We start from the raw sequence: 21,840 nt of genomic DNA on the forward strand, positions 1-21,840 counted from the left end.
GCTCTCGCACATACCCCCCGGTGGTATCCAGAGCAGGAGTCCGTCATGAACCCCCTCCAGAAGATCGGCGCGTTCGCCGCGGCCCTCACCGCGACCTTCGGCGCCGCGTACGGCGTCGGCGGCCTGCTCGGCCCGCTCGCCCCGGAGACGGAGCCCGCCCCGCACGCGGCCTCCCACGCGGCATCCGGCACGGCCTCCGAGGACCACGCCGCCGAGGACCCGGCGTCACCGCCGCCCGGCGACCTGGTCCCGGCCGGCCTCCAGGTCTCCCAGGACGGCTACACCCTGGACCTGGAGACCACCGCCGTCCCGGCCGGCCGGAAAGCCACCCTCCGCTTCGTCGTCCGCGACGCCGGCGGGCGTCCGGTGACCCGCTACGAGACCGCCCACGGCAAGCAACTGCACCTGATCCTCGCCTCGCGCGAGCTGACGACGTACCGCCATCTGCACCCCGCCCGGGCCGCGGACGGCACCTGGAGCACCACGGCCGACCTGCCCGCCGCCGGCGGTTACCGCGTCTTCGCGGACTTCGTCCCGGCCGGGCGGGCACAGGGGCTCACCCTCGGCTCCGACCTGACCGTCACCGGTCCCTACCGGGCGGCCCGGCCGCCCGCGCCCGCGGCCACCACCACCGTCGACGGCTACACCGTGACCCTCGCGGGTGCGCTGAGGGCCGGCGGCGAGAGCGACCTGACCTTCACCGTCCGCCGCGCCGGACGGCCGGTCACCGGCCTCCAGCCCCATCTCGGCGCCTACGGCCACCTCGTGGCCCTGCGCTCCGGCGACCTCGCCTACCTGCACGTCCACCCGCACGAGGAGGCCGAGGGCGAGGCCACCTCCGGCCCCGGGGTGTCCTTCTCGGCCACCGCGCCCAGCGCCGGAACCTACCGGCTGTTCCTGGACTTCAAGGTCGCCGGGACGGTCCGCACGGCGGCGTTCACCGTCCGGACCGGCTCCGGCGCCCCGGCCGCGCCGCCCTCCGCACACCCGTCCGGCACCGGCGGGGGACCCTCCCACGGCCACTGACGCGCGCGCCCGCCGTTCCCGTCCCGGTCCCGCGCCCGTCACCCCGGGCGCGTCACTCCAGCGGCTCCTCCGCGGGCACGTGCCGCACCCCCGGCAGGTGCCCGTCCAGCTCCCCCGGTTCGAACCGGCACATGCCGACCGCGTGCCAGAACTCGCCCGTCACATCGCCCTCGAACTTGTAGCCGCCGGACGGCGACAGCGCCGCCCAGCCGCCCGGCAGTCCGACGAGGGTGGCGCGCAGGGCGACCGGGGCGCCTTCGGACACCGTCCACAGCCGTACGGCGCCGTCCTCGGACCCACTGGCCAGCAGCGAGCCGTCGGGGCTGAAGGCGACCGCCAGCACCCGGCCGGTGTGGCCGGTCAGCACGGCCTCCTCGCGGCCGGTGCGCGGGTCCCACAGGCGCACGGTCCGGTCGTCGCCGGCGGTCGCCAGCAGGGGCCGCAGCGGATGCGCGGCGGCCGTCCACAGCTTGCCGGTGTGCCCGGTCAGCCGGTGCGCGACCGCGCCGTCCCGCCAGACCACCGCCTGCCCGTCCCAGGAGGCGCTGGCCAGCCAGGACCCGTCGGGCGCGAACGTGACGGCGTACACCCGGTCGGCGTGCCCGTCGAGGACGGCGGTGATCCGGCGGGCGGCCAGGTCCCAGATCCGCACCTTGCGGTCGTCGCAGCCGGTGGCCAGGACCGCCCCGTCGGGCCGGAAGGCGATGGAGCGGACCCGGCCGAAGTGCTCGGTGACGGTGACGACGTGGGCGCCGGTGGCCCGGTACCACAGCCGTACCGTGTCGTCGTCGTTGGCGGTGGCCACCAGGTCGCCGTCGGCGCTGAACGCCTCGGCCCAGACGTGGTCCGTCTCGACGTCCATCTCGCGCTGGTACTCGCCGGTCTCCGCGTTCCACAGGTACAGGTCGCCGTCGCTGCTCGCGGTGGCCAGCAGGGTGGCGTCGGCGGGGCTGAACACCGCCGAGACCAGGCGGTCGCTCTGTCCGGTCAGCTCCCGCAGCCGCCGCCCGGAGACGGTGTGCCACAGCCGGACGACCCCGTCGTTGCCGCCGGCCGCGAGCATCGAGCCGTCGGCGCTGAAGGAGAGCGTGCCGATCCGCCGCCCGTGGCCGCGCAGGATGCGCCGCCCCTGGCCCGTGGCCGGGTCCCAGAGCCGTACGACGCCGTCGTTGGCGCCGGTGACCAGCAGCGAGCCGGCCTCCGGGGCGGGCGCGTCGCCGTGCGGGCGGAACGTGCACACCCAGACCGAGCCGCGGTGCTCCGCCGGCTGCCGGGTGAGCGGGACGGTCACCGGGTCGGCGTCCGGCGCCACCCGCCACAGCCGGACGACGCCCTGGCTGTCCCCGGCGGCGAGCAGCGTCCCGTCGGGATCGAACAGCACCTGGTAGACCGCGCCCCGGCAGCCGCCGAGCAGCCCGGCGCCGGTCCCGGCGGCCAGGTCCCACAGCCGCACCTCGCCCTCGGTGTCGCCGCTCACCAGGAACCGGCCGCCCGGATGGAAGTCCAGCGTGTAGACGCGTCCCCGGTGACCGGTGAAGGTGTGCAGCAGCCGCCGCCCGGCCACGTCCCACACCCGGACCGTGCCGGACCTCCCCGCGCCCATGTCCCCGGTGGCGAGCAGGGCGCCGTCCGGAGCGAACCGGGCCCGGAACACCGCGCCCCGGTGTCCCGGCAGCTCCCCGAGCAGCCGTCCGCCGGCCGGGTCCCACAGGCGTACGGCGGCGGAGGCGTCGCCGGTGACCAGCACGGCGTTCCCCGGTCCGAACGCCACTGTGTAGACGGGCGCCGAGTGGCCGGGCAGCCGGTGCAGGGGCTCGCCGGTGGCCGTGTCCCACAGGGTGACCACGCCGTCGGCGTCCCCGGTCGCCAGCAGCGACCCCTCGGCGTCCAGGGCGACCGGCCAGACGCCCGCGGGATGGATCTCCAGCCGGTGCCGGCACGCGCCGGAGACGGGGTCCCACAGCCGGACCGTCCCGTCGGCGCTGCCGGTCGCCAGCACCCGCTCCCGGAACGTGACGGCGTAGACGCGGTCGGTGTGGCCCTCCAGGGTGCGCAGGGCGGTGCCGGTGACGGCGTCGCAGACCAGCACCCCGCCGTCCTCGCTGCCCACGGCGAGGAGTTCGCCGTCCGGGCTGTAGGAGATGGGTTCGGGCAGCCGGCTGGTGCGCATGTCGAAGCCGTACGGCACGCCGACCGCGGAGGGCCGGAAGCCGGCGTCGACGGCCATGCCCGGGGCGAGGGCGGCCTGCGCCAGCTCGGGGCTGCCGGACAGGTCCGGGCCGGTGGTCGCCGCGACGAGCGCCGCCCGCCGCCACCTCCCGCCCTCGACGCGGGCCCCGGTCAGGTCCGTGCGGATCAGCCGGGCCCGCCGCAGGTCGGCCCCGCGCAGGTCCGCACCGGTCAGGTCGGCGCCGTCGAGCCGGGCGCCGGTCAGCCGGGCGTCGCGCAGCACGGCCCCGGAGAGGTTGGCGCCGACCAGCCGCGCGTCGGTGAGGTCGGCGCGGGTCAGGTCGACGCCGGAGAAGTCGCGGTACGACAGGTCCTCCCCGGCGAGGGCGGCGCCCCGCAGGTCGGTGTGGGCGGGCACGCGCAGCCGGGAGAGGATCCTCACCGCGTTGGCCCGGGCGGTCTCCTCGCCGTCGGCGCCGTCCTCGCCCAGCGCGCGCTCGGCCCACTCCTGGCAGAGGCGGTGGTCGGCGAGGTCGCACAGGAACTCCACGGCGAGCCGGCTGAGCTGGCGCCGGCCCAGCAGCGCGCTGTCCCCGGCGGCCAGCCGCAGGGCGCAGGCGCGGGCGACGAGCCACTCCACCACCGAGCCGTGGATGAACCGGAACACGCCGTCGTCGCTGCGCACCAGCAGGCTCCCGGAGCCGACCGCGTGCGCGGCCTGCGGCACCGACAGCCGGCTGTCGGCGAGCCCGGTGAGGGTCTCGGCGACGTCGGTGAGCTCGTCGAGGCGCAGCGAGTCCTGGCCGCTCTCCCACAGCCTGAGGGCGAGCGCGGTGACGGCGCTCCACAGCTGGTCCGGGCCCAGCCCGGGGGCCCGGCCGGGGCCGCCGCCGGCCCGCTGCGCCTCGAAGGCCAGCCAGGCGGTGAGGACCTCCTCGTAGAGGCCGGCCGGGCTGAGGGCGCGTCCGGCGCCGGCGACGGCGCGCAGCTGGTCGTCGTCGAGGTCGGCGACGAAGCCGAGGAGCCGGGGGTTGCGGCACAGGGCGAGCAGGTCGGGGATGTTGCCGAGGAGGCGGACCCGGCGGTCGGCGGCGCGTGTGTCGCCGTCGTAGCGGTTGACCAGGTAGGCGTGGATCTGCCGCGGGGTGAACTCCTGGACGGCCAGCACCCTGCGGTGCGGGAGCAGGCCGACGCGTTCGCCGAGGGCGGTCAGCACCTGGCCCTGGGAGCGGAAGTGCTGGGTGCGGCTGCTGACGACGATCTTGGCGTTGTCGACCGCGGAGTCCAGGAGCACCTGGAGGCGTTCGGCGGCGCGGTCGTAGGTCACCTGGGTGACGAGTTCGTCGAAGCCGTCGAAGAGCAGCACGATCCGCCCCTGCTGGAGCATGTAGCGGAAGGCGCGCAGGTCGATGGTGTCGACGCCGTGGGCGGCGAGGTGGGCGGCGACCAGTCCCTCGAAGGAGTAGGCCCGGTCCAGGGCGTTCAGCTCCACCAGCAGCGGGACCAGGTGGGGCAGTTCGGCCGGGATGCGGCGGGCCAGCTCGCGCAGCGCGAAGGTCTTGCCGTGTCCGAAGTCGCCGAGCAGCAGCAGGAAGCGGCCCTGGTCGGAGTCGAGGAGACGGAGCATGGCGTCGACCAGGTCGTCGCGGTCCTCCGAGCCGAGCCGCTCCACCTCCCGGTACCGCTGCGGCAGGTACATGTCCGGGGGGTAGCGGGGGTCGGTGCGCAGCCGCTCGCTCTGGGCGGCGACGTATCCGCGCAGGTCGAGCAGGCCCTGGAACTCGGTGAAGCTGCGCACCCGCACGCCCCGGCGGCGGGCCGCGTCGCGCAGTTCGCGGGCGGGCGGCGGGCCGTCGTGGACGAGTTCGGCCTCGGTCTCGGAGTCGGCCGCGTGCACGAGGGCCACGACCCGGTCGATCTCCTCGGCGCCGGGGGTGCCGGTATGCACGGCGACGCGCTGCTGGCGGACGAAGCCCGACTGCTCCCAGGTGACGAGCAGTTGCGGCACCGGTCCGGCCACCGGCCTGATCTGGGCGCCCTCGTGCCGGGTGCGGCAGACCTCGGCGACGCGGGCCAGCAGCACCTCGGCCGGGGACTGGACGGCGCGCGGCTCGGGGTCCGCCGGGGTGTCCGGGGCCGCGGCCGGCTCGTCGGTCCGCGGCGGCCCGTCCGGGCCGGGGCCGAAGGCGCGGTGGGCCCGCCGCCACCGTGCCGGCCGCCGTTGCGGCGCCCCGGGGCCGTCCCAGACCGCGAGCCCGTCGCCGCCGACGCGCAGCAGCCGGTGCCGGCCGGGCCCGGCGGCGCCGAGCAGCGGCAGCTCGCCGGAGGCGGTGTCCAGGCCGGGGACGGCGGCGGGGCCCGCGGGGCCGTGCAGGAGCAGGTGCAGCCGGGGCGCGGTGAGACGGGCGAGGACGTCGGTGTCGCGCAGCGGCCCGCTCCCGTCGGACGCGGCGCCCCGCGCCGCTCCGGGGGGATGCCGCAGCGCCCCGATCCGCAGCCACCCCTCGTCCTCGTACGGCCGCAGCGCCTGGGCGAACCAGGCGGCCTGCTCGGGTCCGACCTGGCCGTACTGGTCGTCGAGCCGGTGGCTGTAGGCCATCGAGGAGTTCAGCCCGGCGACCACGGTGTGCAGTTCGGGCACCGGGAACAGGGTCCACGGCTGGTCGCTGTCGAAGACGGCGTCGAGGCCCTGGTAGAGCTCCTGGAAGAGCCGGGCGAAGTGCCGCCACTTGGGCCAGTACGGCGGCCGGGGAGGCATCTCGTCGGCCTCGCAGGTGCTGAAGTAGGCCCGGCAGGCGGCCTGGTTGACGTCCCGGCCGCCGGGGACGAGCGCGACCCGGTGCGGTTCGAGGCCGAGGAGCGCGCGCAGGCCGGTGAGGAAGGCGAGCGCCTGGTCGAACTCGCGGGGGCTGCCGGAGGCGGTGAGGTCTCCGGTGACGACCAGCAGGTCGGGGGCGGGGGCGCCGGCGTCGGTCAGTTCGACGAGGTCGCCCCAGATCGCCGCCTGCAGCTCGGCCGGTTCCTGTCCCCGCCCGAAGGCGGGCCCGGCCAGATGGAGCACGGTGACCGCCTCGCGCCCTCGTGTTCCCGCGGTCGCCGGCGGGTACGCCGGTGGCGCCGCGGGTCTGCGCCGTCCGGCCCAGCCGGGCCGCCCGAGCGGCCGCCCGGACGCCGGCGCGGCGGGCGGCGCCGGGGCGGGCGGGACCGCCGGGCCGTTCCCGCCCGGGTAGGCGGGCCGCAGGCTGGGGCGCGCGCGGCCGTCGAGGGCCTGGCGGACCCGGGTCAGCAACAGGTCGCGGGCGGCCGCGGGGTCGGTGACGGGGACCAGGTCGACGTAGGTGATGGTGGCGAGCAGGCCCTCCACCGGGATGTCCTCCACCCGCACGGTGATCAGCCGGCGCTCGGGGGCGTCCGGGTCGGCGCGCAGGGCCGCCTGCCACTCCATACGGCCGTAACGGGACCGCTCGTAGTTGCGCGAGAGGACGGCGATGACGGCGGCCGACTCGCTCACGCCCCGGTCCATGAAGTCGACGAAGTTGGTGCCGGGCACGAAGTCCCACGCCTGGAGGACCGTGCGGTAGCCGGCCTCCTCCAGGGTCCACGCGATCCACGACGCCCAGCGTTCGTCCGCGGGCGAGTAGCTGACGAAGAAATCCAGCGGTCCGGCGACGCCGCCGGTCATCTGACGGTCCCCCATGTATGCATGATGGATGAGCGAGCACCGATACGCACCGGTTTCACGGCCCGGATCCCGGCCGGAGGGCTCCGGTGGCGAAACTGTCGGGAAACAGGCCCCGGTCACAGTGGGGCACAGATGTGCGACCCTTCCCTCCGTGAGTGGCCTACTGCGTCTGCATGTTCTGGACCGGGTGGCGATCGGCCTCCTCGCGATCGGACTGGTGTGCTGGGGCACGGGACTGCTGCCCTCCGGGCAGGCCGCCGACGCGATGACGCGGATCGCCCCGCTGCTGGCGTTCCTCGGCACGGTGATCGTGCTGGCCGAGCTCACCAGCAGGGCGGAGGTGTTCGACGTGGTGGCCGCGCGCGTGGCCCGCGCCGGCCGGGGCAGCTACCCCCTGCTGTTCCTGCTCTGCGTGGCCTTCGCCTCGGTCACGACGATCGCCCTCAACCTGGACACCACGGCGGTCCTCCTGACCCCGGTGATGCTCGCGCTCGCCTCCCGCGTCGGCATCGCGGCCGTCCCGCTGGCGATGACGACGGTCTGGCTGGCCAACACGGCGAGCCTGCTGCTGCCGGTCTCCAACCTGACGAACCTGCTGGCGGCGGACCGGGTGGACCTCTCCCCGCTGGGCCTGGCGGGCCGCATGTGGGCACCGCAGCTGGCGGCGGTCGCGGTGACCATGGCGTGCCTGTGGGGCTTCTACTGGCGCCGTGGGAGGCGGGGCGCCGCGCAGCCGGCCGGACGGCCCGCGGACAGGCCCGGCGGCGGCCCCGGAGCGGCGCGCGCGCAGGACGTGCGGGCGGACGTGCGGGCGGGGGACGACGCACGGACGGGGGACGACGCACGGACGGGGGACGACGCGCGGGCGAGGGACGGCGCGCGGGCGAGGGACGACGCGCGGGCGAGGGACGGCGCGCGGGCGAGGGACGCCGGCCGGTACGTGCCCCCCGGTCCGCACCGGCCCGTCGACCCGGTGCTGTTCCGGGTGTGCGCCCTGGCCTGCGGCGGGTTCCTGCTGGCGATCCTGGTCGCGGACGTCGAGCTGTGGATGGCGTCCGCCACGGCCGCGGCCGTCGTCGTGACCGCCTTCGCCCTGCGCGACCGCTCCGCGCTGCGGGTGTCCCTCGTCCCCTGGCGGCTGCTCGTCATGGTCCCCGGCATGTTCCTCGTGGTCGAGACGGTCGACGCCAACGGCCTGCACGGCCTGCTGGCCTCCGCGGTCGGCCACGACGACGGCCCGGTGGGCATGTTCCGCGCGGCGGCGGTCGGCGGCGGCCTCTCGAACGTCCTGAACAACCTGCCGGTGTACCTGGCCGGCGAGGCGGCCGTCCCCGTCGGCAACCACGACCAGCTGCTCGCCCTGCTCGTCGGCACCAACGCGGGACCGGTGATCACGCCGTGGGCCTCCCTGGCGACGCTGCTGTGGTACGAGCGCTGCCACGCCCACGGGGTGCGGGTGCCGGTGGCCCGGCTGATGGGGACCGGCGCGGTGCTGGCGGTGGCGGCGGTGACGGCGTCGGTGGGGACGCTGGCGCTGACCGGATGACGAGCGGCGCGGTGACGGCCCCCGTTCCCCGCACCGGCCGGTACCGCCGCTTTCCCGCGGCCTGATCCGGACGACGGGCCCTACGCCCCGGACCCGGGCGGGACCCGTGACGCGGCGGCCCCCGGGCGCCCCGTGCCGTCCCCCGCCCCGGCTCCCGCCGCCAGTTCCAGCAGGTACGGCAGCACCTCCGGCCGTCCCGCGACGAACGACCGCTCCGTGTCCGGCCCCGTGAAACCCCCGGCGAACTCCCGCCCGTCCAGGTGCCGGACGGCCACCCCGGCCTCGCGGGCCAGCAGCGCCCCGGCCGGCAGGTCGATCGCCTCGGCGCGGTAGCCGACGAAGCCGTCGATGTCGCCGCGGGCCAGCATGGCCCAGGCCAGCAGCGGCGCCCACAGCTGGAGCAGCCGCCGGGAGCCGAGTTCCAGGGTGTGCCGCAGGGCCCGGACGGCGGGGTCGTCGCGGCGCACCGCGTGCCCCTGGGTCCAGGCCAGCACCGGCCCGGCGGGGGACGGCGGGCGGACGGCGGCGGGCGCCGTGAGCCGCCCGCCCGGCCCGTACGCGCCGCCGCCGAGCCGCGCCGACCAGGTCCGCCCGCTCACCGGTTCGTGCACCGCGCCCGTCACCGGCGCGCCGTCGACGCACAGGGCGACGCCCACGACGTAGACGGGCAGGCCGATGACCACGTTGTTGCTGCCGTCGAGGGGGTCCACCAGCCAGGTGCGGCCGCCGCCGTCGCCGCCCAGTTCCCCGGACTCCTCGGCGAGGATCCGGTCGTGCGGGAAGCTCGCGCGGATCCGGTCCACCACGATCCGCTCGGCCAGCAGGTCCAGGTCGGTGACGACGTCGCCGAGGGCGCCCTTGGGGCGGGCGGCGACCCCGTCCGGGAAGCGGGACCGCAGCAGCGCCCCGGCCTCCTCGGCGGCGGCCACCGCCGTGCGGCACTCGGAGGTGAAGCGGGCCGCGGGATCAGAGGGGCGGGTCGGGTTCGGGCTCATGGATCCTCCTGAGGGCGGCCCGGGCGATCCGGACGGTCTGGGCCGCGTCGCACGTCCTGCGGACCACTCGGCGGCCCGGGGCCCGTACCGGCCCCAGGGAGAGGTCCGCCCGGCCGGGCAGTGTCCGCCCCAGCACCAGGGTGGCGGCCGGACGGCCGTCCGGCACCACGGTGGTGTGGAACTCGCCCGCCGGGAGGTCGTAGGTCTGGCCGCGCGCGCTGGTCTGCTCGGCGCCCGGCAGACAGCGCACCAGCCGCTCGGTGGGCCGCAGTTCGTCCACGCCCGAGGGATCGCTGCGCACCTCGAACACCCGGTGGGTGGGGTGCCCGGCGTCCTCGTGGACGCCCATGCGCCGGTTGCCCAGGCGCCCGTACAGCACGGTGCTGGTCAGGTCCCAGCTGTGGGAGTGCACCTGATGTCCCGTCAGGACGGGGTCGGCCGGCCCGAAGAGGTGCACGCACACGCCCTCCGCGCCGTCCCGCAGGACGGGCAGGCAGACGAACCCCAGGGGATGCCGCACCGCGCGCAGCGCCCGGCGTCCCGTGACGACCTGCTCCAGCTCCGATGCGGCCTGCCGCATCACCTCGCCGGCGGCCCCCCGCCGGGCGGCCCGCTCCAGGGCCGGGTAGTCCATCGCTTCCCCCCTCGGCCGGACACGGCTACCTGCGGTAGGGATCCTCCGCCCGCAGCGCCTTGTCGATGATGTCGCCGACGTCCCGGTCGGTGTAGCTCGTCGGCACGGGCAGTGAGAGCCGGTCGAGGAGGCGTCGGACCTCGTCGACGGTCGGCTCGTCGCTCAGCGGCACGGCCTCCCGCAGATCGAGCTTCACCGCCTGCTCGCGGCTCTGGTGCAACTCGGTGACGTAGTAGTCGTACAGCGGCCGGCCCCGCTCCACGCAGAGGCTGACGCGGCGCGGGTCGTCCTGGGTGATGATCAGGCGGCTGTCGGAGAGGTCGAAGCGCAGGGTCGGCGCCACCGGCGACAGGTGCACGTCGATCTCCAGCGTGTCCAGCCGCTGCCGGTGCCAGGCGGCGGCCACCACGGTGGCGTAGGACTCCTTGCGGGTGCGTTCGGTGGTCCACTCCGTGAACGCGCCGCCCTCCTGCCGGTGTCCGAAGGTGCGCCGGAAGCGGGCGTACGCGGCGCAGACCCGGTCGTCGGCCGGATTGACGATGTCGATCTTCATGCTGAGGGAGCGCCGCTGCCGCCGGGCCTCCCGCACGCACTCCGGCAGGGTGACGGCCCGCAGGTAGGTGCCGGTGCCGCCCTTGAACACCCAGCGGGAGGTGGTGCGCCGGGCCTGCTCGTGGGCGAGGGCCACCTCCGGTCCGGCCAGCGTGCGCACCATGGCCAGGTCCTCGATCGCCCGGCCGGTGCCCTCGGTCGCGTGGCGGATGTCGGCCAGCCGCCGCCGGCGCTCCGTCAGCGAGCCGTACACCAGCGCGGCGAGGACCAGCAGGATCGAACCGGTGACGATGTTGTCGTCGAAGTCCTTGTCCAGGATGTCCATCAGTCCGACGACCAGCGCGACCCCGATGGCGACGACGCCGTCCGCGTTCCTGACCGCCCAGGCGATCGTGTCCTCCAGGCGGCGCCCGGACGGCTGTTGCGGTGCGGTGCGCGTCACTCCACCCTCCCCCCGACGGCGGCTTCCAGGGTAGGAGCAGCGACCGGCCTTCGGCTACGGGGCGCGTCCCGGCCTCAGCGGCGCGTATCCGACGGTGAGGGGGCGGGGGGCGCCTCGGTCGGCGCGGCCGGGGGCGCACTCGGCGTCGAGGACGGCGTGTCCGCCGCCGGAGCCCGGTCCGGGGCGGTGGTGGCGGTGGGGATCGCCGCGGTGCCGGTGGGGCTGTCGGTGGCCGGGGACCGGGTCCCCTCGGCAGGGCCCGGGGTGACCGGGGCCGGGGACGCCGGCGGGGTGGGCGTGGCGCCGGCCGGCGCCGGCGGGGCGAGGGGGACCGCCGGGGAGGCGGGCGGCCCGGGCGCCGTCGGGCGGGCCGGCAGCAGGGCGAAGGCGGCGACGGCGACCGCGCAGGCCACGCCGGCGCCGGCGGCGGTGCGCAGGGCCCGGCGGCGGACCGCGCGGCGGCGGATCTCCTCGAACCGGCCGGGAGGCGGTCCGAGACCGCCGGCCGGGGGCCGCAGGAGGACCGTGAGGGGGTCGTCGGCGTCGCGGTCGGGGCCTTCGTCGAAGCCGTCGAAGTCGTCGGAGTCGTCAACGGGTGTGATCAAGGCTTCTCCCCAGATGGGCACGGAGCAGTTCGCGGGCCGCGTGCAGGTCGGCCTTGACGGTCCCTTCCTTGCGCCCGGTCAGCACGGACACCTCCCGGATCGGCATGTCAGCGTAGTAGTGCAGCAGGATCGGCACCCGCAGCCGTTCCGGCAGCGACTGCACGAGCAGACGGACCGAGGGGTCGGCGGTCTCGGCGGGCGGGGTGACGGCGGCCTCGGCGGTGGCCCGGCGCACGGCGTTGCGTTCGCGCTCCAGCTTGCGCCAGTGGTCGCGGACCAGGTTGGCGGCGGTGACGTAGAGGAAGCCCTGGGGTTCGGCCACGGCCGTCCAGCGGGCCCACAGCCGGGTGAACGCCTCGGAGGCGATCTCGTGCGCCGTGCCGTCGTCGTCGACCAGGCGGCGGCACCAGCCGGCGAGACGCGGGTAGAGGGCGGCGAACAGTTCGGCCGCCGCCCGCTCGCGGGATCGTTTCACCGTGCTCCCGGGGAGTTCGCCGCCGGCACCGACGCGGCGAACACGATCACGTTGTCGCGGTAGGCGTCCCCGCTGCGGGGCCCTCCGCACGTGATGAGCCGCATCTCCGGCCGGTCCACGTTCCCGTAGACGGCCTCCGTCGGGAAGTCGGCCTTGGCGACGGTGCGGACGCCGGTGACGGCGAAGGCCGCCGCCGTGCCGTTCTCCAGGCGCGCGACGATCCGGTCGCCCCGGCGCAGCCGGCCGAGGCGGCGGAAGACGCCGTCCCCGTACCGGCCCACCGTGACGTGCCCGAGGATCACGGACGGGCCGGTCCGCCCCGGCACCGGCGAGTACCGGTACCAGCCGGCCCGGTCGTCCGCGGTGATCGGCGGGACCTCCACGCTGCCGTCCCGGGCGAGCCCGAGCCGCATGACGGGGGTGTCGACGCCGATGGCCGGGATCTCCAGCCGGACGGGGACGGAGCTCCCCGTACCGGCGGCCGGTCCGCCGTCGGCGGGCGCCGGGCTCCCGGGGACCGTGGCGGCCGGTGCGGTGGACCGTGCCGGGACCGGCGCGGCCGCGTCCCGCCCGGCCGGTCGGCCGCCGCCGCAGCCCGCGAGCGGAGCCGTCAGGGCCGCGGCGACCAGGGCGCGCCTGGAGAGCGGGCTCATGCGCCGGTCGCCCTCCGGCGCCGCACGACGTAGACCCCGGCGCCGCCCGCCGCGAACACCGCGGCGGCGGCGCCCCCGGCGACCAGCCCGCCGGAGTTCCGCCCCGGCTCCGCGACCGCGCCGGTGTCGGCCGCCCCCCTCGGGACGGCGCTCACCTGGTCCGGGACGGACCCCGGCGCCTCGGTGGGCGCCGGGACCGGTGCGGGGGTGGCGTCCGTGGCCGGCGCCTCGGTGGGCGCCGGAGCCGGTGCGGTGGTCGCGTCCGTGGCCGGTGCGGTGCTCTCGGCCGGGACGGGCGTGGGAGCCGTTCCGTCGGCGGACGCGGGCGCCGCGCCCAGCATCACGGCGGCGCCGGCGACGGCCAGGATGCCGGGGCCCGTTCGGGGTAGAAACCGCATGAGTCGCATCAACCGCTCTCCTTCGTCTCTCCTCCGTCGCGGGTGCGTGACGGATCGAGCGGAGAGACGAGGCGGAGCGGGGGCGGGTTGTAAAGGGAAGGCAAAGGGTGCGACCGGGGTCACGGCCGGCCCGCGCGGGCGCCGCCGTCCCGCGGTGGCGCCGGAGGGGAGCCGTCGTGCCGCCGTACCGTCTCGAGAACCGGCTGGTCATCGGCCTGGCCTCCAGTGCCCTGTTCGACCTGGCGGAGTCCGACGCGGTCTTCCGGAGGGAGGGCGAGGAGAGTTACCGCGTCCACCAGCGCGAGCACCTGGACGACACGCTGCGCCCCGGGGTCGCCTTCCCCTTCATCCGCCGCGTCCTGTCCCTGAACGACCTGGCCCCCGAGGGCGACCCGCTGGTCGAGGTGATCATCCTCTCGCGCAACGACCCCGACACGGGGCTGCGGGTCATGCGGTCCGTCACGGCGCACGGACTGCCCATCAGCCGCGCCGTCTTCATGCAGGGCCGGGCGCCGTACCGGTTCATGCGCGCCCTGCGCATGTCCCTGTTCCTGTCGGCGGACGAGAACGACGTCCGGGAGGCCGTCGCCTCGGGGCTGCCGGCGGGCCGGGTGCTCGGTTCCGCCGTGGCCGACGACCCCGACGACCGGGAGCTGCGGATCGCCTTCGACTTCGACGGCGTCCTCGCCGGTGACGAGTCGGAGCGGGTGTTCCAGCGGGACGGCCTGGAGAGCTTCCGCGCCCACGAGGCCCTGAACGTCGCCACGCCCCACGACGCGGGCCCGCTGCGGGACTTCCTGGGCGAGATCAACACCCTGCAGCGCCGGGAGCGGGAACGGCGCGGCCAGGACGCGGACTACGCGATCCGCGTGCGCGTCTCCATCGTCACGGCCCGCAACGCGCCCGCGCACGAGCGGGCCGTGCGGAGCCTGAACAACTGGGGCGTGACCGTCGACGACGCCTTCTTCCTCGGCGGTGTCGACAAGAGCACGGTCATGGACGTGCTGAAGCCGCACATCTTCTTCGACGACCAGGAGAGCCACCTCGAGGGCACCTCGCGGACGACGCCGAGCGTCCACATCCCGTTCGGGGTCGTCAACGAGGAGGCGCCCGGCGGTCCGTAGCCGACGGGCGCGGACGGTCCGCGGTCACGGCCCCGGAGCGGCCCGTGCCTCCCCGCGCCGACGGGCGCGGGGAGGCACGGGGTCCGCCGGGCGGAGCCGTCACGCGTCCAGGGACGTCATCACGTGCTTGATCCGGGTGTAGTCGTCGAAGCCGTACGCCGACAGGTCCTTGCCGTAGCCGGACTTCTTGAAGCCGCCGTGCGGCATCTCGGCGACCAGCGGGATGTGGGTGTTGATCCACACGCAGCCGAAGTCGAGCTTCTTGGACATGCGCATCGCGCGGCCGTGGTCCTTGGTCCACACCGAGGAGGCGAGGGCGTACTCGACGCCGTTGGCCCACTCCACCGCCTGCGCCTCGTCGGAGAAGGACTGCACGGTGATGACCGGGCCGAAGACCTCCTTCTGGATGATCTCGTCGTCCTGCTTCAGGCCGGAGACGACGGTCGGGGCGTAGAAGTAGCCCTTGTCGCCGACCTGGTGGCCGCCCGCCTCGACCTTGGCGTGGGCGGGGAGGCGTTCGATGAAGCCGGAGACCTGCTTCAGCTGGTTGGGGTTGTTCAGCGGGCCGTACAGCACGTCCTCGTCGTCCGGCTGCCCGGTCTTCGTCTCGGACGCGGCCTTGGCGAGCGCCGCGACGAACTCGTCGTGGATCGACTCCTGCACGAGGACGCGGGTGGCGGCCGTGCAGTCCTGGCCGGCGTTGAAGAAGCCGGCGACCGAGATGTCCTCGACGGCCTTGGCGATGTCGGTGTCCTCGAAGACGACGACCGGGGCCTTGCCGCCCAGCTCCAGGTGGACGCGCTTGAGGTCCCTGGACGCGGACTCCGCGACGGACATGCCGGCGCGCACGGAACCGGTGATGGACGCCATGGCGGGGGTCGGGTGCTCGACCATCAGGCGGCCGGTGTCGCGGTCGCCGGTGACGACGTTGAAGACGCCCTTGGGGAGGATGGAGCCGACGATGTCGGCGATCAGGACCGTGGAGGCCGGGGTGGTGTCCGACGGCTTCAGCACGACCGTGTTGCCCGCGGCGATCGCCGGGGCGAACTTCCACACGGCCATCATCATCGGGTAGTTCCACGGCGCGACCTGCGCGCAGACGCCGACCGGCTCACGGCGGACGATCGACGTCATCCCGTCCATGTACTCGCCGGCCGACCGGCCTTCCAGCATCCGCGCCGCGCCCGCGAAGAAGCGGATCTGGTCGACCATCGGCGGGATCTCCTCGGAGCGGGTCAGCCCGACCGGCTTGCCGGTGTTCTCCACCTCGGCCGCGATGAGTTCCTCGGCGCGCTCCTCGAAGGCGTCCGCGATCTTCAGCAGGGCCTTCTGGCGCTCGGCGGGGGTCGTGTCCCGCCAGCCCGGGAAGGCCGCCGCGGCGGCGGCCATCGCGGCGTCCACGTCCGCCTGCCCGGACAGCGGCGCGGTCGCGTACGCCTCGCCCGTCGCGGGGTTCACCACCTCGGTGGTCCGTCCGTCGGCGGCGTCCCGGAACTCACCGTCGATGTAGTTGCGCAGACGACGCAGCTCGGTGCTCACTGCCGGCCCTCCAAGTTCGGGTGTCCCAATCACTGAGACACCCACACTAATCGCTATCCCGACGTTTTCAACACCCCTGATCCCACCAGGGCTGCGAAATCCGCACGTCTCAGTCGCGTAAACAACGAATTTCATCGCCTCAGCCTTGCGGAACTGTCGAGACGTCGTGCAGAGTGAGCTCGTGGCCAGTCGAAGCGCAGAGCACCGGGACTCCCGCGAGTCCAAGAACGGCACCCCTCACCTGGATGCCGTGAGCCTCGCCATCATCGAGCAGCTCCAGGAGGACGGCCGCCGGCCGTACGCCGCGATCGGCAAGGCCGTCGGCCTGTCCGAGGCGGCCGTGCGCCAGCGCGTCCAGAAGCTGCTCGACCAGGGCGTGATGCAGATCGTCGCCGTCACGGACCCGCTCACCGTGGGCTTCCGCCGGCAGGCGATGGTCGGCATCCACGCCGAGGGCGACGTCGAGGCCATCGCCGACGCGCTGACCGACATGGCGGAGGTCGAGTACGTGGTGATGACCGCGGGCTCGTTCGACATCCTCGCCGAGATCGTCTGCGAGGACGACGACCACCTGTTGGGCGTCATCAACACACGCATCCGTGCCCTGCCCGGCGTGCGCTCCACCGAGAGCTTCGTCTACCTGAAGCTGAAGAAGCAGACCTACATGTGGGGAACCCGATAACCGTGAGGACCCGATAAACGTGAGCACCAAGGACCTCAGCCGCACCGCGTACGACCACCTGTGGATGCACTTCACCCGCATGTCCTCGTACGAGAACTCCCCGGTCCCCACCATCGTCCGGGGCGAGGGCACGTACATCTACGACGACAAGGGCAAGCGCTACCTCGACGGTCTCGCCGGCCTGTTCGTGGTCCAGGCCGGTCACGGTCGCACGGAACTCGCGGAGACCGCGTTCAAGCAGGCCCAGGAACTGGCGTTCTTCCCGGTCTGGTCCTACGCCCACCCCAAGGCCGTCGAGCTGGCCGAGCGCCTGGCCGACTACGCCCCGGGCGACCTGAACAAGGTCTTCTTCACCACCGGCGGCGGTGAGGCGGTCGAGACCGCCTGGAAGCTCGCCAAGCAGTACTTCAAGCTGACCGGCAAGCCCACCAAGCACAAGGTCATATCCCGCGCGGTCGCCTACCACGGCACCCCGCAGGGCGCCCTGTCCATCACCGGCCTGCCGGCCCTGAAGGCCCCCTTCGAGCCGCTGGTGCCGGGCGCGCACAAGGTCCCGAACACCAACATCTACCGCGCCCCGATCTTCGGCGACGACCCCGAGGCCTTCGGCCGCTGGGCCGCCGACCAGATCGAGCAGCAGATCCTCTTCGAGGGCCCGGACACCGTCGCGGCGGTCTTCCTGGAGCCCGTGCAGAACGCCGGCGGCTGCTTCCCGCCCCCGCCCGGCTACTTCCAGCGGGTGCGCGAGATCTGCGACCGGTACGACGTGCTGCTCGTGTCGGACGAGGTCATCTGCGCCTTCGGCCGTCTGGGCACGATGTTCGCCTGCGACAAGTTCGGCTACGTCCCGGACATGATCACCTGCGCCAAGGGCATGACCTCGGGCTACTCCCCGATCGGCGCGTGCATCGTCTCCGACCGGATCGCCGAGCCGTTCTACAAGGGCGACAACACCTTCCTGCACGGCTACACCTTCGGCGGCCACCCGGTCTCCGCGGCCGTGGGCCTGGCCAACCTCGACCTGTTCGAGCGCGAGAACCTCACCCAGCACGTCCTGGACAACGAGGGCGCCTTCCTCTCCACCCTCCAGAAGCTGCACGACCTGCCGATCGTCGGCGACGTCCGCGGCAACGGCTTCTTCTACGGCATCGAGCTGGTCAAGGACAAGGCGACCAAGGAGTCCTTCGACGCCGACGAGACCGAGCGCGTCCTGTACGGCTTCCTGTCCAAGGCCCTCTTCGAGAACGGCCTGTACTGCCGTGCCGACGACCGCGGCGACCCGGTCGTCCAGCTCGCCCCGCCGCTGATCTCCGACCAGGGGACGTTCGACGAGATCGAGCAGATCCTGCGCGCGACGCTGACGGAGGCGTGGACGAAGCTCTGACCGTCAGCCTGATCAGACGATCAACACCGGCCCCGGTGCCGTCCGTTCGAGTGAGAAACGGCGGCCCGGGGCCGTGTGCTGTCCGGATGCCCGGCATGAGCTGCCTAGCGTGCCAGTGACCGACCGGCCCTGCCTTCGTTCCCCCGGACGGGGGAACGGCATCGGGAACTACGGATCTGAACCGAGGTGTACGCCCATGGAGGCCCCGCCGGACAACGACGTGCTGTGGGCACGGTCCCTGCACTTCACGCACCGCGACGGCTCCCCCGCGCTCGGCGGTGTCTCGCTCGGGGTGCGGGAGGGCGAGATCCTCGCCGTCACCGGCCCGCGCGGCAGCGGCAAGACGACCCTGCTGCACTGCCTGTCCGGCCTCGTGCCCGTCCAGCGCGGCGAGGTCTGGTTCAACAGCGTCCCCGTGCACACGATGGGCCCGATGGCGCGCGAGCGGCTGCGCCGCGACCGCTTCGGCTGGATCGACCCGGCCCCGGTCCTCGTCCCCGAGCTCAACGTCTGGGAGAACGCGGCCCTGCCCCTGATGCTGCGCGGCACCGGCCGCCGCCGCGCCAAGGCCGCCGCGCTGGAGTGGCTGGAGCGTCTCGACGTGGGCGAGCGGTCGCGCTGCCGGCCGCACGAGCTGACCCAGTCGGAGCGCCAGCGCGTGTGCATCACCCGCGCCCTGGCCCCGGCCCCCTCGGTCCTCTTCGCCGACGAGCCGACCGCGCCCCTGCACCGCGCGGACCGCGCCCACGTCCTGCGCACCCTCACCACGGCGGCCCGCTCCCACGGCATCACGGTCGTCCTGGCCACCCACGACCCGGAGACCGCGGCCCTCGCCGACCGCTCGGTGCCCCTCCTCGACGGACGCCGGGTGAAGACGGTCCACCTGCCGCCGGTCAGGGAGAACGAGACGGAAGGCCGGGCGGCGTGCTCGCTCTCCGCCTGACCCGCAGCGCCCACCCCGCCGTCCACCTGCGCCGCCTGCTGGTGACGACGGCCTCGGCGGGCACCGGCTTCCTCCTGCTGTGCACCCTCGGCCACGCCCTGACCCACCCCGGCACGCCGGCCGCCTCCGCGCTGCGCCTGGCCTGGTGCACGGTCCCCCTCGCGACGACGGTCCACTTCGCCCTCGCGGTCGCCCGCACCGACCCCGGCACCCGCCCGCGCCCCGGCCTGGCGGCGATCGGCCTGGGTCCCGCCCGGCTGATGGCCGTCTCGGCCACCACCACGGCCCTCTCCACGGCCCTCGGCTCCCTGCTGGCCCTCCTGGTCTTCCTGCACCTGCGCGGCGACCTCACGGGCATGCCCTTCGACGGAGCGGCCGCGGGCCTCCTGGCCGCGGACGTCCCCCTCCCCCTGCCGGCCGCCCTGACCCTGCTGGCGTGGGTCCCGGTGACGGCGTCGGTGGCGGTGGCCCTGTCGCTGCGCCCCCGGGAGACCCGGCCGGCGGCACGGTCCCAGGGCACCGGACGCTCCCTGCGCCGGTTCGACGTCCGGGGACGGGGGGCACGCGAGACGTTCGGGACGTACGGCCGCTTCGGGGCGTGGACGAGGGCCCGTCAGGACGCGGACGGCGGCGCGCCGGCCCGTCGGACCGTGAACGGCGGCGTGACCTCCCGTCACCCCGCGGGCGACGAGGCCGCCGGGGCGGCGCAGGGCGGCGCGGACCGCACCGCGCCGACGCCGGACGGCGCGGACGGCACGCCGGAGGCCGGCGGACGGACGCCGGACCCCACTCCCCCCGACCCCACCGCGCTCCCCTGGGGCGCGGCGTTCCTCGCCGCCGGCCTCGCCGTGGAGGCCTACGCGGCCCACACCCCCGGTGACACGCACGTCACCCTCCCCGGCGGCCCGACCGGCCCCGCCGCGGTCCTCGTCGGCTGGGCGTTCACCGCGCTCGGTCTCGCCCTCGCCGGGCCCGGCCTCACCCACCTGTGCGGCCGCCTGCTGCAGGCGGCCCGCCCCGGCGCCCTCCGTCTGCTGGCGGGCCGCGGCCTGATGCAGGAGGCGTCCCGCATCGGCCGTCCCCTGGGCGTCCTGTGCGCGGTGGCCTCCGGCGCGTACAGCACGGCCGTCCTGTACGACCCGGCCGACCCGGCCCTCGGCCCGCTCACCACCCTCGGCGCCCTGCTCGTCACCGGCTGCACCCTCGCCACGCTCCTCACCGCGGCCGTGGAGGCACGCCAGGCCCGCGCCGACACCACCGCCGCCCTGCTCCGCCTCGGCGCGCCGAACACGACGCTGCGCACCGCGGCAGCGCTCCGCGCCGCCGCCCTGGCGGCCCTCTTCCTCCCGCTCACCCTGCTCGTGGCCGTGCTGGCGGCCCTCCCCCTGGCCGGCTGACCCCGTACGGGAACCGGCACCGGGACCGGGGCGGCGCCCCGCGGGAGAACTCGTGTGAAGAGAATCCGCGAGCGCCGATGAGTTCCGCCCGGTCCCCGGGTCCACCCCACCGAACACCACGCACAAGCGGCGCGGACCCGCCGCACGCACCCCAGGGAGAGACCCATGACCGCCCCCGCCCACCAGCAGATGATCTTCGTCAACCTGCCCGTGAACGACCTCGACGCCTCGAAGAAGTTCTTCACGGAGCTGGGCTACTCGATCGACCCCCGGTTCAGCGACGAGAACGCGGCCTCCGTGGTGATCAGCGACACCATCGTCGCGATGCTGCTCACCAAGCCGTTCTACTCGACCTTCACCAAGAAGGAGATCGCGGACTCCACGAGGACCAGCGAGGTCCTGATCGCGCTGAGCGCGCCGAGCCGCGAGCAGGTCGACGCACTCGTCGACCGCGCCCTGGCCTCGGGCGGCACGCCCAGCGGCGAGACCCAGGACCACGGCTTCATGTACGGCCGGGCCTTCGACGACCTCGACGGCCACACCTGGGAGGTCATCTGGATGGACCCCTCGGCGATCGAGGGCTGATCCGCGGCGGACCGGGCGGTGGCGGGCACGGGCGGGGCAACCGGCTTCGTCCGCCCGGCCGTTCGGCGCGCGGGTGAAGCCGACGGCGGGAAGTGTCCACACGTTGACAGTTCTTATGGAACGCTTATAGACCTGTGAGACTCCCGGGGATGCCGTCGCCTCCGCTTCGGGGGCGTCACCTCCCCTGCCACCCCCCGCAGTTGCGCATCACGTAAAGGACAAACGTGTCCCCATCCCGTCGTACCGCCGCTCGTTCGGTGCGCCTGCTCGGTGTCGCCGCCGCCTCGGCCGCCCTCGTTCTCGGCGCCTCCGACCCGGCACTGGCCACCGACATCCGCACGTTCTCGGCCGAGGCCGCCTGTGACGGCGCGAAGGGCGTCATCACCGTCACCGACAAGGACAAGACGGCGACCCCGGCCGTCGTGACGGTCTTCCTCCAGAACAACAACGCCGATCTGAGGCAGGTCGGCGTGGCCACCACGGTCACCGGCTCCGCCAGGGGCGTCACCATATCCTTCGCCGAGGACTGGGAGCCGGGCGCCGAGTACCGGATCCACGTCAAGGCCGGTGACGACGTCAACGCCGACATCGCACCGAACCTGACCACCCCGTCCAAGGCGTGCACGGCCGAGGACGCCGACGACGAGCCCACCGCTCCGAGCAGCCCGTCGCCGTCCCCGTCGGACTCCGCCTCCGCCCCGGCCGGGACCGGGTCCGCGACGCCGGCCCCGTCGGCCTCGTCGCCCGCGTCCCCCTCGTCGCCCGCGTCGCCCGCGTCGCCCTCGGGGAGTGACAGCACCGCACCCGCGGACCCCGCCGCGAGCAACGCCCCCTCGCCCGCGGTCGGCGAGTCCAACCTCGCCGAGACCGGCGCCGGCTCCCGCACCGGCCTGATCGTCGGCATCGCGGCCGTGCTGGTCGTCGTGGGCGGCGGCGCGGTGTTCCTCGGCATGCGCCGCCGGGGCACGTCCGACCGCTGACCCCCACGGCCCGTTCCCCCGACGGGGGA

18 protein-coding genes are annotated in these 21,840 nt (G+C 74.9%); 9 read left to right on the top strand and 9 right to left on the bottom strand.

Features of this window, described 5'->3' with window-relative positions:
* The first annotated feature begins 45 nt into the window (after window positions 1-45).
* Window positions 46-1,026, top strand: a complete 981-nt coding sequence (locus tag ACH4F6_RS29530) for a hypothetical protein (RefSeq protein ID WP_397963431.1) — start codon at window positions 46-48, stop codon at window positions 1,024-1,026.
* A 52-nt stretch (window positions 1,027-1,078) separates the two neighbouring features.
* Here the strand turns inward: ACH4F6_RS29530 and ACH4F6_RS29535 are convergent, their stop codons facing one another.
* On the bottom strand, window positions 1,079-6,892 hold the full coding sequence (locus tag ACH4F6_RS29535; RefSeq protein WP_397963432.1) for a TIR domain-containing protein: 5,814 nt from the start codon (window positions 6,890-6,892) through the stop codon (window positions 1,079-1,081).
* A gap of 136 nt (window positions 6,893-7,028) precedes the next feature.
* Between ACH4F6_RS29535 and ACH4F6_RS29540 the strand changes: the two genes are divergently transcribed.
* Complete coding sequence (locus tag ACH4F6_RS29540; RefSeq protein ID WP_397963433.1) at window positions 7,029-8,423, top strand: SLC13 family permease; 1,395 nt, start codon at window positions 7,029-7,031, stop codon at window positions 8,421-8,423.
* A gap of 80 nt (window positions 8,424-8,503) precedes the next feature.
* Here ACH4F6_RS29540 and ACH4F6_RS29545 read toward each other — a convergent pair whose 3' ends face one another.
* From ACH4F6_RS29545 to ACH4F6_RS29575, 7 genes are all read right to left on the bottom strand, one after another.
* Window positions 8,504-9,418, bottom strand: a complete 915-nt coding sequence (locus tag ACH4F6_RS29545) for an inositol monophosphatase family protein (RefSeq protein WP_397963434.1) — start codon at window positions 9,416-9,418, stop codon at window positions 8,504-8,506.
* Entirely contained in the window at window positions 9,390-10,052 is a 663-nt protein-coding gene (locus ACH4F6_RS29550; RefSeq protein WP_397963435.1) for a hypothetical protein, read from the bottom strand. Before ACH4F6_RS29550 ends, ACH4F6_RS29545 begins: the two co-directional genes overlap by 29 nt.
* Window positions 10,053-10,077: 25 nt before the next feature.
* On the bottom strand, window positions 10,078-11,046 hold the full coding sequence (locus ACH4F6_RS29555; RefSeq protein ID WP_397963436.1) for a hypothetical protein: 969 nt from the start codon (window positions 11,044-11,046) through the stop codon (window positions 10,078-10,080).
* A gap of 74 nt (window positions 11,047-11,120) precedes the next feature.
* The gene (locus tag ACH4F6_RS29560) at window positions 11,121-11,651 is read right to left on the bottom strand and encodes a hypothetical protein (protein WP_397963437.1); all 531 of its coding nucleotides are present in this window, start codon (window positions 11,649-11,651) and stop codon (window positions 11,121-11,123) included.
* Window positions 11,635-12,126 (bottom strand): RNA polymerase sigma factor, encoded by a 492-nt coding sequence (locus ACH4F6_RS29565; protein ID WP_397963438.1) that lies wholly within the window; start codon window positions 12,124-12,126, stop codon window positions 11,635-11,637. The genes ACH4F6_RS29560 and ACH4F6_RS29565 overlap by 17 nt, the downstream gene beginning before the upstream one ends.
* A complete protein-coding gene (locus tag ACH4F6_RS29570) occupies window positions 12,123-12,779 on the bottom strand; it encodes a class F sortase (RefSeq protein WP_397963439.1) in 657 nt (218 codons plus the stop codon). Before ACH4F6_RS29570 ends, ACH4F6_RS29565 begins: the two co-directional genes overlap by 4 nt.
* Entirely contained in the window at window positions 12,776-13,177 is a 402-nt protein-coding gene (locus tag ACH4F6_RS29575) for a sortase-dependent protein (RefSeq protein ID WP_397963515.1), read from the bottom strand. The genes ACH4F6_RS29570 and ACH4F6_RS29575 overlap by 4 nt, the downstream gene beginning before the upstream one ends.
* A gap of 176 nt (window positions 13,178-13,353) precedes the next feature.
* Between ACH4F6_RS29575 and ACH4F6_RS29580 the strand changes: the two genes are divergently transcribed.
* Window positions 13,354-14,301, top strand: coding sequence for a 5'-nucleotidase (locus tag ACH4F6_RS29580; RefSeq protein WP_397963440.1), 948 nt, complete (start codon window positions 13,354-13,356; stop codon window positions 14,299-14,301).
* Between the two features lie 99 nt (window positions 14,302-14,400).
* On the opposite strand, the gene ACH4F6_RS29585 is transcribed toward ACH4F6_RS29580, so the two are convergent.
* Window positions 14,401-15,840, bottom strand: coding sequence for a gamma-aminobutyraldehyde dehydrogenase (locus ACH4F6_RS29585; RefSeq protein ID WP_397963441.1), 1,440 nt, complete (start codon window positions 15,838-15,840; stop codon window positions 14,401-14,403).
* Window positions 15,841-16,006: 166 nt separating this feature from the next.
* Here ACH4F6_RS29585 and ACH4F6_RS29590 point away from each other — a divergent pair, with 166 nt between their 5' ends.
* The 6 genes from ACH4F6_RS29590 (at window position 16,007) to ACH4F6_RS29615 (ending at window position 21,811) form a co-directional block, all read left to right on the top strand.
* Complete coding sequence (locus ACH4F6_RS29590) at window positions 16,007-16,522, top strand: Lrp/AsnC family transcriptional regulator (protein WP_397963442.1); 516 nt, start codon at window positions 16,007-16,009, stop codon at window positions 16,520-16,522.
* A 19-nt stretch (window positions 16,523-16,541) separates the two neighbouring features.
* The gene (locus ACH4F6_RS29595) at window positions 16,542-17,906 is read left to right on the top strand and encodes an aspartate aminotransferase family protein (RefSeq protein ID WP_397963443.1); all 1,365 of its coding nucleotides are present in this window, start codon (window positions 16,542-16,544) and stop codon (window positions 17,904-17,906) included.
* A 196-nt stretch (window positions 17,907-18,102) separates the two neighbouring features.
* A complete protein-coding gene (locus ACH4F6_RS29600; protein WP_397963444.1) occupies window positions 18,103-18,849 on the top strand; it encodes an ABC transporter ATP-binding protein in 747 nt (248 codons plus the stop codon).
* Window positions 18,831-20,246 (top strand): hypothetical protein, encoded by a 1,416-nt coding sequence (locus ACH4F6_RS29605; RefSeq protein ID WP_397963445.1) that lies wholly within the window; start codon window positions 18,831-18,833, stop codon window positions 20,244-20,246. The genes ACH4F6_RS29600 and ACH4F6_RS29605 overlap by 19 nt, the downstream gene beginning before the upstream one ends.
* 165 nt (window positions 20,247-20,411) lie before the next feature.
* The gene (locus ACH4F6_RS29610; protein WP_397963446.1) at window positions 20,412-20,831 is read left to right on the top strand and encodes a VOC family protein; all 420 of its coding nucleotides are present in this window, start codon (window positions 20,412-20,414) and stop codon (window positions 20,829-20,831) included.
* A 224-nt stretch (window positions 20,832-21,055) separates the two neighbouring features.
* Window positions 21,056-21,811, top strand: coding sequence for an LAETG motif-containing sortase-dependent surface protein (locus tag ACH4F6_RS29615; RefSeq protein WP_397963447.1), 756 nt, complete (start codon window positions 21,056-21,058; stop codon window positions 21,809-21,811).
* Window positions 21,812-21,840 lie beyond the last annotated feature (29 nt).

Source organism: Streptomyces sp. NPDC017936 (assembly GCF_044328485.1).
Taxonomy (GTDB): domain Bacteria; phylum Actinomycetota; class Actinomycetes; order Streptomycetales; family Streptomycetaceae; genus Streptomyces.

Excerpts from the sequence above, each read along its gene's own strand:
- ACH4F6_RS29570 (WP_397963439.1), bottom strand. The coding sequence starts at position 12,779 with ATGAGCCCGCTCTCCAGGCGCGCCCTGGTCGCCGCGGCCCTGACGGCT.
- ACH4F6_RS29610 (WP_397963446.1), top strand. The coding sequence starts at position 20,412 with ATGACCGCCCCCGCCCACCAGCAGATGATCTTCGTCAACCTGCCCGTG.
- ACH4F6_RS29575 (WP_397963515.1), bottom strand. The coding sequence starts at position 13,177 with ATGCGGTTTCTACCCCGAACGGGCCCCGGCATCCTGGCCGTCGCCGGC.
- ACH4F6_RS29530 (WP_397963431.1), top strand. The coding sequence starts at position 46 with ATGAACCCCCTCCAGAAGATCGGCGCGTTCGCCGCGGCCCTCACCGCG.
- ACH4F6_RS29545 (WP_397963434.1), bottom strand. The coding sequence starts at position 9,418 with ATGAGCCCGAACCCGACCCGCCCCTCTGATCCCGCGGCCCGCTTCACC.
- ACH4F6_RS29535 (WP_397963432.1), bottom strand. The coding sequence starts at position 6,892 with ATGGGGGACCGTCAGATGACCGGCGGCGTCGCCGGACCGCTGGATTTC.
- ACH4F6_RS29600 (WP_397963444.1), top strand. The coding sequence starts at position 18,103 with ATGGAGGCCCCGCCGGACAACGACGTGCTGTGGGCACGGTCCCTGCAC.
- ACH4F6_RS29550 (WP_397963435.1), bottom strand. The coding sequence starts at position 10,052 with ATGGACTACCCGGCCCTGGAGCGGGCCGCCCGGCGGGGGGCCGCCGGC.